The organism is Corynebacterium sp. Marseille-P4611 (assembly GCF_916618765.1).
Taxonomy (GTDB): Bacteria; Actinomycetota; Actinomycetes; order Mycobacteriales; family Mycobacteriaceae; genus Corynebacterium; species Corynebacterium marquesiae.
The window spans coordinates 96,703-114,427 of sequence record NZ_CAKAKD010000001.1 but is presented as its reverse complement, the minus strand read 5'-3'; the positions used below and the strand labels follow the sequence as shown (position 1 = coordinate 114,427).

General features: G+C 57.3%; 12 protein-coding genes and 3 pseudogenes. 7 read left to right on the top strand and 8 right to left on the bottom strand.

What is annotated here, in order from left to right; all coding sequences use genetic code 11:
* The first annotated feature begins 87 nt into the window (after window positions 1–87).
* Together LG376_RS00520 and LG376_RS12620 are read left to right on the top strand one after the other, a co-directional pair.
* Window positions 88–1,305: pseudogene (locus LG376_RS00520) on the top strand (amidohydrolase).
* 299 nt (window positions 1,306–1,604) lie between these two features.
* Window positions 1,605–1,730: pseudogene (locus LG376_RS12620) on the top strand (IS256 family transposase); the annotation flags it as partial.
* Between the two features lie 14 nt (window positions 1,731–1,744).
* On the opposite strand, the gene LG376_RS00515 reads toward LG376_RS12620, so the two are convergent.
* Entirely contained in the window at window positions 1,745–2,974 is a 1,230-nt protein-coding gene (locus LG376_RS00515; RefSeq protein ID WP_225745838.1) for an IS110 family transposase, read from the bottom strand.
* Window positions 2,975–3,305: 331 nt separating this feature from the next.
* Here LG376_RS00515 and LG376_RS00510 point away from each other — a divergent pair, with 331 nt between their 5' ends.
* The 4 genes and pseudogenes from LG376_RS00510 (at window position 3,306) to LG376_RS00495 (ending at window position 9,126) form a co-directional block, all read left to right on the top strand.
* Window positions 3,306–4,655, top strand: a complete 1,350-nt coding sequence (locus tag LG376_RS00510; protein ID WP_225745837.1) for an IS256 family transposase — start codon at window positions 3,306–3,308, stop codon at window positions 4,653–4,655.
* A 37-nt stretch (window positions 4,656–4,692) separates the two neighbouring features.
* Window positions 4,693–5,758: pseudogene (locus tag LG376_RS00505) on the top strand (IS1249 family transposase); the annotation flags it as partial.
* A gap of 412 nt (window positions 5,759–6,170) precedes the next feature.
* On the top strand, window positions 6,171–7,481 hold the full coding sequence (locus tag LG376_RS00500; RefSeq protein ID WP_225745836.1) for a threonine/serine exporter ThrE family protein: 1,311 nt from the start codon (window positions 6,171–6,173) through the stop codon (window positions 7,479–7,481).
* 325 nt (window positions 7,482–7,806) lie between these two features.
* The gene (locus LG376_RS00495; protein WP_198492642.1) at window positions 7,807–9,126 is read left to right on the top strand and encodes an MFS transporter; all 1,320 of its coding nucleotides are present in this window, start codon (window positions 7,807–7,809) and stop codon (window positions 9,124–9,126) included.
* Between the two features lie 257 nt (window positions 9,127–9,383).
* Here LG376_RS00495 and LG376_RS00490 read toward each other — a convergent pair whose 3' ends face one another.
* The 7 genes from LG376_RS00490 to LG376_RS00460 form a co-directional block, all read right to left on the bottom strand.
* A complete protein-coding gene (locus LG376_RS00490) occupies window positions 9,384–9,674 on the bottom strand; it encodes a YrhK family protein (protein ID WP_225745835.1) in 291 nt (96 codons plus the stop codon).
* A 57-nt stretch (window positions 9,675–9,731) separates the two neighbouring features.
* Window positions 9,732–11,051, bottom strand: coding sequence for an amino acid permease (locus tag LG376_RS00485; protein WP_225745834.1), 1,320 nt, complete (start codon window positions 11,049–11,051; stop codon window positions 9,732–9,734).
* A 161-nt stretch (window positions 11,052–11,212) separates the two neighbouring features.
* Window positions 11,213–11,389, bottom strand: a complete 177-nt coding sequence (locus LG376_RS12580) for a glycine betaine ABC transporter substrate-binding protein (protein ID WP_255632163.1) — start codon at window positions 11,387–11,389, stop codon at window positions 11,213–11,215.
* A gap of 239 nt (window positions 11,390–11,628) precedes the next feature.
* On the bottom strand, window positions 11,629–13,020 hold the full coding sequence (locus tag LG376_RS00475; protein ID WP_049378742.1) for a hypothetical protein: 1,392 nt from the start codon (window positions 13,018–13,020) through the stop codon (window positions 11,629–11,631).
* A 501-nt stretch (window positions 13,021–13,521) separates the two neighbouring features.
* A complete protein-coding gene (locus LG376_RS00470) occupies window positions 13,522–14,259 on the bottom strand; it encodes a sulfite exporter TauE/SafE family protein (RefSeq protein ID WP_225745833.1) in 738 nt (245 codons plus the stop codon).
* Between the two features lie 45 nt (window positions 14,260–14,304).
* Window positions 14,305–14,967 (bottom strand): TIGR03089 family protein, encoded by a 663-nt coding sequence (locus LG376_RS00465; RefSeq protein WP_225745832.1) that lies wholly within the window; start codon window positions 14,965–14,967, stop codon window positions 14,305–14,307.
* Between the two features lie 25 nt (window positions 14,968–14,992).
* The gene (locus LG376_RS00460) at window positions 14,993–16,624 is read right to left on the bottom strand and encodes an LCP family protein (RefSeq protein ID WP_225745831.1); all 1,632 of its coding nucleotides are present in this window, start codon (window positions 16,622–16,624) and stop codon (window positions 14,993–14,995) included.
* A 124-nt stretch (window positions 16,625–16,748) separates the two neighbouring features.
* Here LG376_RS00460 and LG376_RS00455 point away from each other — a divergent pair, with 124 nt between their 5' ends.
* Complete coding sequence (locus LG376_RS00455) at window positions 16,749–17,648, top strand: glycosyltransferase family 2 protein (RefSeq protein ID WP_225745830.1); 900 nt, start codon at window positions 16,749–16,751, stop codon at window positions 17,646–17,648.
* Window positions 17,649–17,725: the final 77 nt, after the last annotated feature.

Here is a 17,725-nt window from a genome sequence, read left to right as displayed (position 1 = left end):
AAGATGCCCCGCTTGCCGACGCCCACCTTCCTCCCGCCCCACTACACTGGCCCCCACAATCCACCACGTGCCCACCAGGAGGAAGCAATGTCTGTCCGTGCCGTTTGCAGCAACTATGACTCCGTCAAAGCCTGGCAGGAGCCGCTCTATAAGGATCTGCACCAGCACCCGGAGCTATCCATGCAGGAAGAGCGCACGCTGGGCATTATCAAGGACAAACTTGCCGAGCTTGGCTTTCGCCACATCGAAGTAGGCGGCGGCGTAGTCGGTGTCTTAGAAAACGGTGCCGGGCCAACCGTCATGCTGCGCGCGGATTTCGATGGCCTGCCGGTTAAGGAGGACACCGGCCTGGATTACGCCTCCATCGATACCGCCGTTGACCAGGAAGGAAACGCGGTCCCCGTCATGCACGCCTGCGGCCATGACTCCCACGTGGCCAGCCTGCTGGGCATGGGCGCGCTCATGGCGCAGGTCACCGACCAGTGGTCCGGCACCCTACAGCTAATTTTCCAACCGGGCGAGGCGATCGCCGCCGGTGCCCAGTCCATGGTGGATGACGGACTTGTGGACAAGGTCGCCACGCCGGACGTAGTACTTGGCCAACACGTCTTTGCCAGCAACTTTCCCGCCGGTACGGTGGCGCTGGCCTCCGGCCCATTCATGTCCACCGCGGTCAGCATGGACGTCAAGATTTATGGTCAAGGTTCGCACGGCTCCATGCCGCACCTCAGCGTCGATCCCGTTGTACTGGCCAGCTCCATTGTCATGCGTTTACAGACGGTCATCTCCCGCGAACTCAACCCCTCCGCATTGGGCGTGCTGACCGTGGGTGCCATCAATGCTGGCTCGAAAGCAAATATCATCCCCTTCGAGGCCAACCTGAAGATCAATGTGCGCGCCTATAGCGAGCAGGTGCGCGATAAAATCACTGGCGCCATCGAGCGCATCGTCACTGCCGAGTGCTAGGCCGCTGGCAGCCCGCAGCCCGCCGAGTTCAGCTACCACGATTCCTACCCGCTTACCAGCAACGATAAGGACACCACGGAGCGCCTTCAGGAAGCCTTTACTGCCTACTTTGGCCCCGACCGTGTTCTCGACGCTGAGCCCTTCACCGCCTCGGAGGATTTTTCCACCATTGCCCGCGCCTTCGGCGTTCCCTACTGCTTCTGGGTATTTTCAGGCCGAGAAGAAGAAAAGGATGTCCCTAACCACAGCCCGCACTTCGCCCCGCTGCTCCAGCCCGCTCTGCGCACCGGCACCGAAGCCCCTATCGCCGCAGTGATGAGCTACTTAGGAAACAACTAACCGACATGCAGCATTCGGCCGCACAGCTCCAATGGAGTGTGCGGCCATTCCTTTTGGCATGCGCGCTGCATGAGGCGGCGGGGTGGGGGAGTAGTCCGCAGGATCCATAACCGCGAATCTGGTCCATGCATCGCTTTCGGGTTAAGGGTCAGAAAGTGTGTCTGGGATCGGGGATTTTTAGGTTCTGACCTGTAGGTTAGCGTGAAATATATGCTTTGGGAGCATATATCTGGCCTCAACACGGTAAATCCCCGGTGTGGCTGCCAGTCTGTGGTAGTAGGCGGTGGTGTGGTGGCTCAATGCCAAAGAACCGACCACGCTGCTACTGCGGCGGTGATACCAAACGCAACGGAACAACCAGCAAAGGCACTACCCGATGGCGATGTAAGGCCTGCGGAGCCTCAGTCAATAAAAGTGAGGGTGATGCTCCTATGTTGTGTCAAGCTGATTTGAGAAGTTCTTCATAAGCCAACCTCAACTCCGGCAAAGGGCGCTTGCCGGTTTCGATATCACTGATTCTCGCCGGGGCACACCCGAGTTTTTCAGCAACCTGGGCTTGCGATAACTGCCTCTCGATCCGTCGAGCTTTGAGTTCATCAACCTCTACCTGGCCCGTTGGAAGAACGGCCTGACCCAAGCACAACACCCGGTAGACCTCCCTGACAATGGCGCGTTTCAGACACCGTAAGATCTCCTTTTTCGACAATCCTTCCTTGGTGCGTTTGGCTACGTAGTCCCTGGTGCGTTGGTCATGATGCATCCGCACCAACGCGATCCGATGCAACGCAGAATTCGCCCGACGATCACCACCCCGGTTGAGACGGTGCCGATGAGTCCGTCCAGAACTAGCCGGAATCGGTGCGGCCCCGCACAGATGAGCTAATGCTGCCTCGGAGTGAATCCGGCCTGGATTATCCCCCACACTGACAATCAGATCAGCAGCCACCACGGAACCACACCCAAATATCGAGGTCACATGCGGATTGATCATCTCAACCAGGATACTGATGTGTTTTTCCAGCTGCGTACCCTGTTTCTGTAAATCACGATAGGTGGTGGCTAATGTCTTCAACGCGAGGAGCACCCCATTTCTGGGGTCGGCCAGGTCAGCTGATGGTCGGCACCGGGACAAGGCCTCCACCATGACCAATGTGGACATCGCACTATAGCGGCGTCGAATCTCATCGGGTGCTGTGACCAGCAACGATTTGATCGTTGTCATCAGTTTCGCTGCTGTCATCACGAGCTGACGGCGGGTGATCTGCAACCCACGGAGGGATTCCACTGGCCCGGAAGTGTCTTTCGGGATGCTTAAGGCTTCACCGGTGAGCACCTGGCGGGCGGCATCGACAGCATCAACGGGGTCTGATTTGCCGTCCCGGCGTCGAACGGCCCGGGTAGGGCGTAAGACTTCTACGACTGAGTATTTCTGGGTGCGAAGGTGGCGTGTCAGGCCTGCTCCATAGGAGCTGGTTCCTTCCACACCGACGGTGGTGACACCGTAGGTTGCCATGAACTCTGAAATCGCCACGTAGCCAGGGTTGGTGGCGGGGAAGGTGTCGGTGGCGATGTGCCGGCCGGTGTCCGAAATAACGGCAACAGTGTGGGTATCGGTGTGGGTGTCGATTCCGGCAACGGGGCCGGTGGGGCAGTCGAAAGTGGTAGACATTGGGGATCAGGTCCTGTCTGTGAGCAAACGTGCGGGTGACCCGCGATCCGGGGTTTCCGGGCAGACAAGACGCTGATGGGACGACTACACTAGACACCTGCCGGGGTGGTCACGGTGGAGACGTCACGCTCCTATAAGGTCATGGGCGGATTCACCAGATTGCGGTACAGGGTCGGAACTAACATGGAAGACAGATCACGCTGAAGGCACATGAGGAGATCATGGCCAGTCAAGAAGTGGGTCATTCCACGTGGTTCCGATCCTGTATTCCCATTATCAGCGTCAGGAAGTTTGTGTGTGAGGCTCTGATCTAGAAGGAGTTTCACCGATAATGACTACGGTGTCACCGAAGAAGAACCATGACCCGGCGAGGGTCAACGAGATCAGCGAGAAGCTGATGGAAAATTCTGAAATCGCCAGCTTGATTAGCGAGCTGTCGAGCTCCGCTGATGATGCAAGCGAGCTGGTCAAAGGCCTGCTACAGGCATCGATCAACGCTGGCCTTAAGGCGGAGATGGATGCGCACTTGGGCTACGGCCATTCCGACCGCAAAGCGAAATCCCAGGTCGAAACCGCACAGGAGAATAATCACCGTAACGGGTCGTACACCAAGACCGTCAATTCTGGCTACGGCGCAGTTGAGGTGACCGTGCCCAGGGATCGTGCCGGCACGTTTACTCCCCGCATGGTGCCCAAGGGTGCACGTCGGCTCACAGAACTCGACGACATGATTATCTCGCTCTACGCCGGCGGGATGACCGTGCGCGATATTCAGCACCATCTCGCAACCACCCTGGGGGTGGATATGAGCCCGGATACGATCAGCACCATTACCGATGCGGTCTTGGACGAGGTCATGATCTGGCAAAACCGCCAGCTCGACGAGTTTTACCCGGTGATCTTCCTCGACGCGCTGCGCGTCAAGATCCGTGACGGCCACCGCGTGGTCAACAAGGCTTGCTACATGGCGGTTGGTGTCGATATGGACGGCATCAAGCACATCCTGGGATTGTGGATCGCCGACAATGAAGGCGCCGCATTCTGGGCATCGGTGTGTGCGGATCTAGCCAACCGCGGTGTCCAAGACGTGTTCATCGTGTGCTGCGACGGGCTCAAAGGCCTGCCTGAAGCAGTTGAGGCAACCTGGCCGAATTCCATGGTGCAAACCTGTATCGTGCACCTGATTCGGGCGGCCAACAGGTGGGTGTCGTATCAGGACCGCAAAGGTGTCTCCCGGGCGCTGCGTGAGGTCTACACGGCCGCAAACGAGGACACCGCACGTGCCGCCTTGGATGCGTTCGAAGCCAGTGAACTGGGCCGGAAATACCCCCAGTCGGTCAAAGTCTGGCGCGACGCTTGGGAGCGGTTCGTGCCGTTTCTACAGTTTCCGCCGGCGGCACGCCGGGTGCTCTACACCACCAATTCGATCGAGTCGCTGAATGCTGAACTGCGTAAAGCTACCCGTAACAGGGGCCAGTTCCCGAACGATACCGCAGCGCTGAAGACGCTTTGGCTGATGATCTGCAACATCGAAGACAAGCGCGCTGCGCAGCGAGCGAAGAAAGCAAAGCGCGACGTTGAGTGCAACGGCTATATTGAAGGAGCGAAAGCCACCGGGTGGAAACAAGCCATCAACCAACTAGCCGTGGCTTACCCCAACCGATTCGCGGACTACTTGTAAACCAAGCCCCCGCACACAAAGAATCGGACACTCTCATAAAAGTCGGCCAGATGTCACTAAAGCTGCCACATTCACCCAGTTCATTGAACACTGCACCACCACAACCTCACTGGAAGCAGTGGCCGACCGAAATGGTGTCAGCGCCTCCACAATGAAACGCCGGTTTAGCTGGTGCTGGCTGGTTGACGTTCCTGATCCCACCGGGCATACCGGGCGAATCTACGACCAAGTCTTCATCGACGGCACCTACACCGCCAGTGGATGTCTAATCGTGGCCGCCACCCTAGACCACGTCATCGCCTGGCACTGGTGCAAACGCGAAACCACCCGCGCTTATAAACAGCTACTAGAGCGCATCCCAGCACCTTTAATCGCCGTCATCGACGGGGGCCAAGGAGCTGCCAGTGCCATCAAACAGTGTTGGCCGACCACGCTCGTCCAACGCTGCCTGGTGCATGCTCAACGCGTGGTACGGCGCTACACCACCTCACGCCCACGCACTGATGCCGGGCGAACCATCTACCAGCTAGCACTCAAACTCACACGCATTAACACTATCGACCAAGCCAGCCAATGGGGTGCACAACTGCATGAATTCGCCTCGGTCTACCGCACCTGGTTGGACGAAAAGACTCTTGTCAAAGACCCTCAGACCGGTCGCTGGACTCACACCTGGACTCATGCCAGCGTGCGCAAGGCCTACAACAGTTTGAACCACCTCTGGCGCAATGACCTGCTGTTTGTCTACCTCAACCCACCCGATGGAGTCCTTGACACGCACCGGATCAAGGCCACCACCAACAGCCTTGAAGGCGGAATCAACTCCCAGCTGAAACTACTAGCTCGCACTCACCGCGGACGACGCGGAGAACACCAACGGCGAATGCTGGAGTGGTGGCTGTATCTAAAAACAGAACTGCCCGACGATCCCGTAGAAATCGCCAGACAGTCCAACTGGGGCCAGGACCAACTCGCCAAAGTACAACCCCTGACCCACAACGAGAACCAAGCCGACCACGAAACAGGACGACCAGCCCTCTACGACAACACTATCGACACCAACTACACCCCATTCAATCGGCATCCAAAAAGGCCAAATCTAGCCCAAGCGACACGCCGAGCCAGACACACATTTTGACCCTTAACCCCTTCCTCCACGCCCCAACCTGCAGACCCCTAAAACAGCTCCAACGCCCGAGCCTCGCTTGGGGCCACAGGGCGCTGGAACTGGTTCTCTCTATCTCTCTTGCGTTCTCTCGAACACGTAAATTCAAGGTAACGCGCTAGGCTGCCATAGGTCTGAAATTTGTCTGTGAATATAGTGGCAACCATTTGGGGAGGGTAAAAATAGCTCAACCAGGTTACGGGTATAAAAGGTGGAGGCCTTTGGATTGCTGAACATGATTCACAAGAGGCTTCTTTTGCGTAAGATTTTAGGAAAGCTACAAGCGCGCTATCGGGTTGGGGTGGGCAAGTCTTTAATTGTGCGCCGAGAGCAATGTCAGAGGAGGAGATATGGCACAACAATTTGATCCAGAGATGCATCGGCAAATGGGTGTCGAGGCGGACGTTGTATTGCGGGTGGGAATGCTCCTAATGGGTGCCGGCACCTCTGGTTATCGCGTACTTAGAGGGATGAAACGGAGTGCGCGAGCTTTGGGCTTTGACCATCTAGATGCCACAGTGGGTCTGACGCAGATTACCTGTACGTTTCACCGCGGCGAATACTTCCGGACGGTCATTGCTCGGCAACATTCGCCTGCAGTTGATGCCTCTCGGATCGAAGCCTTGGAAGATTTAACCCACAACCGCCTCTACGCAGGGATCACTGCTCAGGAGTTAGCGGCGATGCTGGATACTATTGAGCATAATGTCAAAAAGCGCTGGGGCGGTCTAATCCTTTCTTTCGCTGCCGCGATCGCATGTGCGGCGTTTGCGTATCTTAATTTTTTCCCGCTGGAAGCGGTGGGGTTGGTTGCTTTGGCGGCGTTTGCAGGCCAGTTTGTTCGTTATACAGTTCTCCACCGCCACGTTCATCAAATTGGAGGAGTGATTGCTGGTGGAGCGACGGCAAGCATTGTTTTCTTTTTGTTGACGGAATTTTTCGGGGCCATAGGCTTGGTGGAACCCAGTGAATTGTCCTCGGGCTTTGTAGCAGCTGTTCTATTCTTGATTCCTGGGTTTCCACTTTTCTCTGCTTTGATCGACATAGCCCGCTTTGATCTTGATGCGGGTATTGTCAGGTTGGGGTATGCGTTTACCGTTATATTTACGGCCGCCTTCACGGTCTCAATGGTTAGCTGGCTGACTAAACTTAGCCCTGACCCACCTGCGCCTGCACAGGATATGCAATGGTTTCTGTTGGCGCCGTTGGCAAGTTTTCTAGGCATTGCTGGGTTTGCTTTTCTTTTTAACTCTTCGCGCCGCATGGTCTTAGTAGCGGCGTGTGTTGGAACCGTGGCAAATGAGCTTCGTTTGATTCTAATTCACGCGGGAACAACCATTTTCTTTGCAGCCTTTGTGGGGGGATTGGTTATCGGGTTGCTGGGGGCAGTAGCTTCTAAAAGGGCGCGTCTTCCTCGTATTACAACCACCGTTCCGGCCGCGGTGATTATGATCCCAGGGGTGACGATGTTCCGGGCAGTGTTTTATTTGAACGATGGTCAGATGGATCAAGCATTGGCCAGTGTAGCAACTGGAATGATGGTGGTTGGATCTATTGGTGCCGGTTTGGTCTTTTCTCGCCTGCTTACTGATAAGGATTGGGCGCTGGGCCGTCTCATTGATTTTGATAAAAAGCTTCCGCAAAGGCCTTCTTCCGCGTGATGCTTAGATTCTTGTTAGAGAGGCCTGTTGTCCTGTGGAAACTACCAAGGGTCCTCTCTGTCTCTCATATGCGCTCTCTCAAACGCGCGAAATCAGTATGGGGCACTGGGCCGTAGCGCCCATGAGGTCTAGCTGTTGGGTTGCTGTTAGTGGCTGGGAATGGGGTGGGGAGGGCGTCGGAAAGCGGGGCAGGGGTGAAGCTGTGCAACATTGGCAAATGAAAGTGACGTAGGACATAGTTCGTTTCTGTAGGCTGGAAGATATGCGCGTAGTCTGGCTGCGCCGTTTCACATGCTTGTATAGCTACAGAATCGAGGTGAGGAGCATGTCTCCTCTCACAGCCCAACCCCCAGCCAAGAACGCCGAGCAGGCGCAGGTGGAAGATACAGAAGAAACTAAACGCCAAGATCGCTCGGCCATTAAGGCGGCGTTTATCGGCACGTTTATTGAGTGGTTCGATTATGCGGCCTATATCTATATGTCGGCGATTATCTCCCGCGTGTTCTTTCCGGAGATGGAAGGCCGCCGCGCGCTGATTATGACGTTTGCGCTCTTCGCGCTGTCGTTCCTGGTGCGGCCGTTGGGAGGCATTGTATGGGGTCACTTCGGTGATAAATACGGGCGCATCCACACGCTGACGGTGTCTATTGTGATGATGTCGGTGGCTACCGCGTGCATCGGTTTCCTGCCGGGGTATGGCACCATTGGCTTTGCCGCCTCCATCTTGCTTTTGCTGTGCCGCATGGTGCAGGGATTTTCCGCAGCCGGAGAGTATGCGGGCGCCGCCACGCACCTGGCTGAGATTGCCCCGGCCGGTAAGCGTGGCATCTATTCGGCGGTGGTGCCGTCTGCGACGGCCTCGGGCTTGCTCTTAGGCTCGCTCATTGCGGCACTGTTGACTGGAGTCCTCGATGATGCCGCCCTGGATTCCTGGGGTTGGCGCGTACCATTCCTCATTGCGCTGCCTTTGGGGCTGTATGGCCTGTGGATTCGCCGCAACACGGAAGAGTCCTCCCACTTTGAGGACCAAGATGAGCCAGAGGAGTCCCCGTTGCGTGAGGTCCTCAAGTATCCCAAGGCCCTGGCCATTGCGTTTGCCGGCGCGGTGCTCAACGCCATTGGCTTCTACGTCATTTTGACCTACCTGCCCACTTACCTGTCGGAGGAGTTGGGCATGGCCGCGACGCCGGCGTTTATCGCGTCCTCGGTGGCGTCCGCATTCTATGTCGGCTTTGCCCTGCTGACTGGCATGCTTTCGGACCGCTTGGGCCGCCGCACGACGATGCTGTGCGCGGCTGCGTTCATGGGTGTGTCCATCATTCCGGCCTTTATGCTTCTCGATGGCGCCGGGCTCCTGCTTGTCATTATCATCCAGGTGTGCTTGGGCGGCGTGCTGGCGCTTAACGACGGCGTCCTGCCCTCCTTCCTTTCCGAACAATTCCCCACGCACGTGCGCCTGTCCGGCTTCGCACTGACGTTTAATACGGCCAATGCTGTCTTTGGCGGTACCGCTCCCATGATTGCCACCTGGCTTATTGATGTCACAGGCCTGCAGCTTGCTCCTGCCTTCTATTTGGTGGCTGCGGCGCTGGTGACCGGAACTGCGGTGCTATTCGCTTCGAAACACAATAAGCTGCACCAGTAGCGCTTCGGCACAAGGTAAAACGCCTGCGGCCCTCGGAACCAAAAGGAACCGAGGGCCGCAGGCGTCTCTCTCTACAAGGTGTTTCCATGTATCGGCTTAAGCCGCCCTCTGGAAACTGAGGGGTTCTCTCTATCTCTCTCGTATGCGCTCTCTCAAACGCATGATTTAAGTATGGGGCATGGGGCTGCTGCCACAATGGATTGTGCCTGATAAGTCCCTGCTAGTTGCTGAAAGTTTACTGCTAGCCCATCTGCGGCTTAATAGTCATAACTTTCGGCAGTGTTTGCATCTGCGCCAATGCGTTGCAGGTGTGTGCGGCGCTTTAAGCGGATAGCCGGGCGGGCTGCCATGCCGAGGCTGCCCAGAAGGTAGAAGACGGTAGCGACCATCGACAAGCCGGCAAGTGTTAGCACCGAGCCGAGGATAAAAACTACGGAGATAGCGATGTCATTGGCGATGGAAAACGTCTCGTATTTGTTTTTAAGTTTGATTTCGTTATTCTGCCCGAGCTTGATTTTCAGGTCGGGATCCTTTTCCTGTTCTGACATGATGTCTCCCACCCTGCCAGAGAGGAAAAGGCCTTGTCGAACCATGTTTTTGTGGGATTATTGGAACATTCCCCAGATGGTGGCGAAGAGCACAATGAGACCCATGATCGCCACGAAGAAGTTGGTCTTTTTACCGCGGAAGCGGGCTAGTGCCTCCACACGGTAGATGACCCAAATAGGCAGCAGGTAGGTCATGAAGGCGAAGAAGACGCCGCCTACGACAGAAATCATGTCCAGGATCGAGGGGTTGAAAATTCCTACTAGAGACGTGGTGATGAAGATGAAGAGGTAGGTCCACAGGTCAAGCGTGCGCGCAGACATCTCCTTTGTGGCTTTCGGGGCGGCCAGGTTGAAGAGGTACTGGGTACCCTCGATGGTGCCAAGGGCGTGGCCGAAATAGGACGAAGCCACTGCGCAAATAACCACGATGGGCGCCATGTAGGCCATAAATGGGGTGCCGGTTTCGTTGGCGAAGTAGGAAAGTACCGGCAGGTTCTTGTCATTTGCCTCTTGCATGCCGTCTGCACCCATGGCCAGGGCGCAGGACCAGACAAAGAACATGGTGAAGATGGTCAGCAGGATGGCGGAGTTGCGGATAACCTTATCGGACTGTGAGTGGTGGTCCGCGCCGTATTCCTTTTCCATGCCCAGCGAGAACTGGGAGATCGCAGCAACGAAGGAGAAGGAGAAAACCAATACGGGAAGGATAAGGATGATGGCCTTGATAACGCCGCCAGCAGTGTGATCGCCGGCCTCCATGAAGGAACCGGGGTCCCATTGCGGAATGAGGTAGAGCGATACCACTGCGAGCGCCACGATGAGCGGGTAGACCACGAACTGGGCAATCTTCAGCATGATGGCGTTGCCAAAGGCCAGCGCGAGTGTCATGAGGCCCACGCACAGCGGCGCCAGGATGTAGCGGGAGATTTCCGGGCCACCCAGCTGGTTGACGATGAAGCTATCGACCGTATTCGTAATCGATACGCCGTAGATTAGCACCACTGGGAAGATAGTAAACCAATAGATGATGGCCAGCACGATGCCGTTGCCGCGGCCAAAGAAGTGGGTAAGTACCGCGAGGACGTCCTCGCCATGCAGCGGCGAGTAGCTAATGATCCAGGAAAACGCGCGGTGGGCCAGGTAGGTCATCGGGAAGATGAGCAGAGTGGCTACCACTAGCGGGATGAAGCCGAAGCTGCCGGCAGAAATCGGCAAGAAGAGGATACCTGCGCCCACGGCAGTGCCGAAGAGCGTGATTGTCCACTGGCTATTGACGGCCTTATTGGTGGTCACCTGGCTGCTGTTGGGGGTGTCTGTGCCGCCGGTAGTGGGTGAACTGGCCGGTGAAGCAGGCGCATTCGCAGTCGTGTGAGGCATAGAATTCATCCTTCAGGTTTTGTGAATGAGCTAACATAAACAATCTATCTGAAGGTGTTAGCGAACGAAAGCAAATTTGTGATCTACGTTAAATAAATGTTAAAGACAGCCGCACCGAGGGTGGTGCAGCGGTCTTTAAGAATCTTGTTAAGGTGCCGCAGCTAGCCCGCGATCAGGTTTTCTTCCTTCAAGAAATCCAGCGCCACGGTGGTGTAGTCCTCGCCATCGACGTCGACGCGGGCGTGGAGTTCCTGCATCTTTTCGTCGGTAAGCAGCTGTGACAGGAGAGCGAAGAACTCTTCAATCTCTGGGTGTTCATCTAAAACCTCGGTCCGAATAACCGTGGCAAGGTTGTGCTTAGGAAAGAACGGATCAGGGTCTGCCCATAACCTACAGCTGCAGAGCCTAGACGCGACCGTAGAGGGCGAAAACTGAGCCAGATAGCGCCGCAGACAATATGTGTTGCCATGTAAAAGGAAATGAACAAGAAGAAGGCCGCCACACCATCAGTGGTGCAGCGGCCTTCTGGGAGTGACTGGCTAGGAAACTATGTTCCTAGGGCAGACGTGGGGTGTTCTTAGAACAGACCCTCAGCCTTCTTGCCGGTGTCCTTCAGGGTGTGTTCGCGGGAGTCAACGTTCTGGTCGTTGTGCTTGGAGTCATCACCCTTGATGCGGGAAGTCTGGGTTACCTCGATGTTGTTGATGAGGCGGCCTTCCTTGGTCTTGCCATCTCCGAAGTCCAGGTTGGCGATGCGGGCCTCTTCGCCAGCGTTAATCGGGTTAGCCAGGGTTACCTCGAAGGAGCGGGTGGAGGTCTTCTCGTTGAAGCCCAGGTCACGGATGTGAGCGCCGTTGGAGGAACGCGGGGTGATGAGGCGGTCAACGCCCTTCGGTCCCTTAGCGGTCTTCACGTCCACGCGGAACTGGGTAGCTGGGAACTCGCCGTAGTAACGCTCGGAGCCAACGTTCTTAGCGCGCAGGGCAACGGTGCCTGCGAAGCCAGCGTGCTTAGCGCCGGAAACGGTCAGGTAAGGCTCGAGGTCGAGCTTGTGCTTGGAGTCCTTCTTGTCCTCCTTGGCGTCAACCTCTTCCTGCTTCTTCTTGTCAGCAGCCTCTTCGTTCTTGCCCTCTGCTTCAGAGACCTTCTCGGTTGCTTCCTTGGCGTTGCCCTCGGACTCCTTGACTACCTCTGCGTCAGCCTCGAGGTTCTTGTCCTCTTCAACGACCTTCGGGTCATTGACGTCGGTGGTGTTCTGAGCGTCCTTGTTGGGAGCGTAGGAGTCAGACAGCTTGTCGTACAGCTTGACGCGAACCTCGTTCTTTACCGGCTGCATTGCGTTCCAGGCAGTCGGGGTGGACCAGGTGCCGTTTGGCTTGCAGTACTGCTGGGTACCAGTCATGTTCAGCACGCGGAAGCCGTAGGTGGCTTCACCGGTGTGGTTTGGCGGAACGTCGTAAGGTCCGATGGACTGGCCAGCATCCCAAGACAGGGAGTAGGAAGCGCTAGCACCAATCTTGGTAGCGATCTCGTGAGAGATGCCGAAGGAGCCTTCAGCGCCCTTCTTGGAGCCCTTGCCGCCCAGGTTCATGGACGTGGTCTCGGTGCGGTCACCGTTGACAGAAAGGGAGATGGACTGAGACTTGGACAGATCCTGCTGCAGCGGGATGTCCTTCTTGGTCTGGTTGGTGGTGGAGATGGTGCCGGCCGGCAGGAAGCGGTCGGAGACCTTGTAGACCACGGTGCGGTGGTCCTCCCACGGGTTACATACCGGGCGAGGGTTCAGGATATTCGCCTTCATGTGGTCGGAACCGTGGGTGGTGTGGATGATTGGCAGGTCCGGGTTCAGGGCCGGGGTCTCCGGGTAGGACTCGGTCTGGGTAGCTGCGCCAGCCAGCGGTGCCGCGAATGCGGTGCCGGCGACGATGAGGCCGGCGGTCAGGCCGGTCATGCGACGACGAATCGACATATAGAACTTCTCCTAGGCAGGTAGAAAATGAATGAACTTATGAATGAAATCCAGCAACTCTCGATGTTGCGCTAAGAAAACGCTAAAACAGGCTCAGAATTAATTCATCTCTTAGATGTCTATATATTTGCCACGCCGGTGGGTGGGTATTTTTATATAGGCCAAGCTGTTTATTGGTGTTTGCTCCCGCTAAGCGGCTGATAGTGCGTGAAAAAATATTGATGAATGATTGTCTATACAATAGAGAATCGACACGGAGGGGTTCGGCCCCTATCTGGGGGTGTTTGGGTGGCCTCTGGGAGGGGTTTAGGGTCTTGTCGAAAAGTTGTGGACACGTCACAATATGCGTCGTACGCTGCATTTAAGCGGGTAGGGAAGGGTTATAAAATGCTTTGTCATGAATGTTACATGACATAAGTTATAGGTGTTTACATGGCAGAGGTTGGCGCGTTTCGCAACAGGAACCTGCCGGGGTCTTCCGCTGAGGGGTAGGGCCCGGGGTTAGAATAGGGCCGATTCGACAATCAGCATGAGGGCCGCAGCGATGGCCACGGTGATGACGATACGGTTGAGAAGGTGCCTATCTATAAATCGGTTGAGGTAGTTGGCAGCAATGAGCCCAATGACGACTAATGGGAAATAGGCCGCCGCGGTGGTGACCTGGGTGCCGCTGATCTGCCCATTAAACGTCAGAATTATAAGAGAAATTAAGGTTCCGAGGACAAAGGTGCCCGCTAAGGTGCCGCGTGTGCGGTTGGGGTCAAAGCGCTTCATGATCAGCGCCATGGGCGGGCCGCCGATCGAGGTCGAGGTGCCCAGGATGCCGGAGGCTACGCCAGCGATGAGCGTATTGGCGGTGGTGGGGCGAGGGCTCCATCCCAAGCTGGATAGCGTCATAGCAAGGAGTACGGCACAACCGATAAAGATGGACAGCCCATCAGGAGAGAGGCTGGCAATTGCCCAAGCGCCCACTAGGGAACCGGGAATGCGGGCGAGGGAGGAAATGCCCACAACGCGCCAGGACGTCTCGCGGTAGGTGCGCGCGAGCGTATAACTGGAAATGCACAGCGCGAGCAGCAGAATGAGCGTGGGCACGAGCTCAGGACGAATGAGCGCGATTATGGGCGTGGCAATGGTGCCTAAGCCAAAACCGATGGTGCCTTGAGTAATGGTGCCAGCGAGGATGAGGACGCCGATGAAGATAGAGGACCATGCGTCTACAGAGATTCCCAGAAACATAACGAGGGCTAAGTGTATCTGGGCCCAGTCTGCATTCTGAAACTATTAGAGGCGGGCGGTGGCCTTTTCATTGGCGGCGATTTCCTCCAAGCGTTCGGCCGGGCACATGCCGGCAACGATGACCGCGGAACCGCCAGCGGCTAGGGGCTCGAGCACGGCACGGGAGAAAGACTCATTATCGGACCAGCCGGTAGAAAGCAGGCGCTCGGCGGTAGCGGGGGCATCGACAAGCTGGGGCAGTGGTTGGGTTTCGCCGAAGTACTGATCGCCGTAGAAGCGCACGGTGGGTCCAAAATCGATGGCGCCGGTGGGCAGCTCCCCGCCGGACTCGACGACGCCGCGGCCAAAGGGGTCCTCGCTAATGAGCACGATGTCGGCCTGGGGCTGGCGCTCGTGGGCGGCCGCGTAGCGGGAGGGGGAGGTAAAGACGACGTCGGCAAGCGGGGCAGATTCGCCAAAGGTATAGGAAGGGCCAGACGCAAGGGCACCCAAGGCTAGAACGGCCGCCTGCCACGAGGAAGGAAGATCGATAGCGATGGTGGAATCCGCCTCTAGGTCGAGCTCTTCTTCCAACATATTGGCAATCTTGGCCACCCAATTGTCGAGCGTTTGCGCGGAAAAATCCATGCGCGCGCCGGTCGCCTCGTTGTATACGGTAAGCCGCGGGGAGGCAGCGTCGGCACGCAAAAGATGGGCGAGTAGTTCCATACCCGCCCATCGTAGGGGAGAAGTGCTAGTTCACGCAGCGCGGGCCGTCGCCACCAGCGTCAATCTCCGGGGAGACCTTAGCGGTACCGAAGTCATCGCCCGGGGTGCCTACCGGCTGGCTGGACTTATCCGCCTCCGGCTCCTGGTCGCTAGCTTCCTTATCGGAAGGTCCCTGGTAATCATCGGTAGCAACCACGATGAGGGTGTCATCGTCGAGTTGCGGATTCTCTGCCACCGGCAACCCACCCAGCTTCTTGGCCAAGGCCTTAGCATCCTCGCTTGTCGGATCGGCGGCGACGACCTGTGACTCGCTGTAGATGCCCGGCTGCGCATTCGCGGAGCGCTCCACCGTGTAGCCCTTGCCTTCCAGCCAAGAGCCGATGCCTGATGCCAAGCCATCAATATTGCCGGCGTTGAGGACGTGAATATTGATATTCGGATCGACGTCCTTATCCTTCTCCGCCTTTTCTTGCTTGTCCTTATCTTCAGCCTTGGACTCATCGGTGGCTTCATCGTGTGTCTTGGCCAGGTCATCCATGAAGCGGTGGACCTCGGCGGCATCGATGGTGACGATGGATTCGCCATAATCGCCCTGGCCGTCGATGGAGGTTACCGGGATAGTGGTGAAGGTGACATTGCCGCCGGCAAGGCCGGCCAGCTGGGTGACAAAGCCCATGATGTCCCAGCCAGCATCAATGACCACGGAGCGCTCTACCGCCTTGGCAATCTTGGACAGCTTGGAAGGATTGGCCAGGGTGTCATTGTCCAGGATCTTATTGACTAGGGAAGCCATGAAGGCCTGCTGGCGCACGATACGGTCGAGGTCGCCGCGCGGGAGGTTATAGCGCTGGCGCACGAAAGCCAGGGCCTTGGCGCCGTCGAGGGTCTGCTTGCCCTTGCTGAATTTAGCGCCAGACATGTCATCATCAACATCATCGTTGAGGCAGACATCTACGCCATCGACGGCGTCGGTAAGCAGGGTAAAGCCCAACAGACCCACCTCCGCGTAATGATCGATGGACACACCAGTCAAGGTGCGCACCATGGCCAGCAATCCTTCGCGGCCGGCTTCGACGCCCTGCTTTTCGATGTCCTTATCCGAGTGCGGCTTCTTTTTACCCTTAGCCTCCGCCTCGGCATTTTCCTGCTCGAGCTCTTCCACTTTGGCGTTCTTATGGGAGGCGAAGACAGCATTCATCTTCATATTGCCGTAGTCCGGATCCTTGACATAGGTATCGCGCGGAATGGATACGGCGGTAGCGCGGGAACCGTCCTCCGGAACGCGGATGAGCATCATGGTGTCGGTATTTTCCTCACCATCGGCCACGCCGGCGTGCAGGTCCGCCAATTCCTTCTCAGAGAGGGGATCGCCTTTGGCGTCGGTACGCGAATCCTTGCCCACCAGCAAGATATCCACTGCGCCATCGAGCGAGTTACCCGACAAGCCCTGGCCGTCCAGGGACAAGTCCGTGGCCGAAGACATGCCATTATCCAGCCGGCCCACGGTGGCATAACCCACGCCAGATACCACCAGGATCAAGGCAGACAGGAGTGCCACGATCGCCTTGATGGCCGTGGAACCTTTTTGCTTTACCGCACTAGCGGCAGAGGGCGCCGGCTGGATGGTGCGCGCCCGGCGAGTGTTCTCAGAAGTCACAAGTGGAGGCTTTCTAGATTGGTGGGGATCTGGAGACAGTTTAGGGCAGAACGGGCAAAAATTAGTGATCCGTGTCCGATTTCGCGTGTTCGGGTAGTGTCCCTGCCCCGTGCGAGGAGCGCCAGTGACTAAGCTCGGGGCCATTGTGACTACACCAAATCAATCCCCGCTGGCCGTGATCACTGTGACCTATAGTCCCGGTGAATACCTCGGTAGTTTTTTGGACTCCCTGCCGGGCGCCTGCGCTCGCGGCACCAAGGTCGTGCTTGCGGATAATGGCTCCACCGACGGCGTGCCAGAGGCCGCTGCCCGCGAGCGTGCCGGGGTGGACTTTCTCGATACCGGCGGAAATATCGGCTACGGCGCTGGCATGAATGCGGGTGCCCGCTTCGCCCGCGAGCGCGGTGGCGTGGATGAGGAATTTTTCCTTATCTCTAATCCCGATGTCACCTTTACCCCGGGATCTATTGACCAGCTCATCGAGTGCGCTCGCCAGTGGCCGGATGCTGCGGCCGTGGGCCCGCGCATCGTGGAACCGGATGGCAGCAATTATCCCTCGGCCCGCGCCGTGCCCACCGTGGCTACCGGCATTGGGCACGCACTCTTTTCTTCGATCTGGCCCTCCAATCCATGGTCGCGCGCCTACCGCGATGAAGCCGATATGACTGCCCAGCGCCCGGCCGGATGGTTATCCGGTTCCTGCCTTCTTGTGCGCTGGGAGGCCTTCGAAACCATCGGCGGGTTTGATGAGCGTTACTTCATGTACCTCGAAGACGTGGATCTAGGAGATCGCTTCACGCGCGCCGGCTACCAGAACATCTTCTGCCCGGAGGCCGTCATCAGCCACGCTAAGGGGCATTCCACCCAAGCGCATGCCGGCGCGATGCTGCGCGCCCACCACAACTCCGCCTATCGCTTTCAGGCCGACCGCCACCCCGCATGGTGGCAGGCCCCACTGCGCGGCGCGTTGTGGCTGGGGCTGCGAGTCCGCGGGCTTATTGCCTCGGCCTCGGCACGTTCTTAAGGTCCAGTGCGCGTGCCGTTGACCTGGATTGCGCGCCATACGCTCTACACTGGCCCTCAGAAAATCACAGAATAAAA

What these genes read in the sequence shown, in the direction of transcription:
- LG376_RS00465 (WP_225745832.1), bottom strand. Translation starts at nt 14,967, where the DNA reads ATGGAACTACTCGCCCATCTTTTGCGTGCCGACGCTGCCTCCCCGCGG.
- LG376_RS00515 (WP_225745838.1), bottom strand. Translation starts at nt 2,974, where the DNA reads ATGTCTACCACTTTCGACTGCCCCACCGGCCCCGTTGCCGGAATCGAC.
- LG376_RS00490 (WP_225745835.1), bottom strand. Translation starts at nt 9,674, where the DNA reads ATGTCAGAACAGGAAAAGGATCCCGACCTGAAAATCAAGCTCGGGCAG.
- LG376_RS00510 (WP_225745837.1), top strand. Translation starts at nt 3,306, where the DNA reads ATGACTACGGTGTCACCGAAGAAGAACCATGACCCGGCGAGGGTCAAC.
- LG376_RS00470 (WP_225745833.1), bottom strand. Translation starts at nt 14,259, where the DNA reads ATGTTTCTGGGAATCTCTGTAGACGCATGGTCCTCTATCTTCATCGGC.
- LG376_RS00475 (WP_049378742.1), bottom strand. Translation starts at nt 13,020, where the DNA reads ATGTCGATTCGTCGTCGCATGACCGGCCTGACCGCCGGCCTCATCGTC.
- LG376_RS00500 (WP_225745836.1), top strand. Translation starts at nt 6,171, where the DNA reads ATGGCACAACAATTTGATCCAGAGATGCATCGGCAAATGGGTGTCGAG.
- LG376_RS00485 (WP_225745834.1), bottom strand. Translation starts at nt 11,051, where the DNA reads ATGCCTCACACGACTGCGAATGCGCCTGCTTCACCGGCCAGTTCACCC.
- LG376_RS00495 (WP_198492642.1), top strand. Translation starts at nt 7,807, where the DNA reads ATGTCTCCTCTCACAGCCCAACCCCCAGCCAAGAACGCCGAGCAGGCG.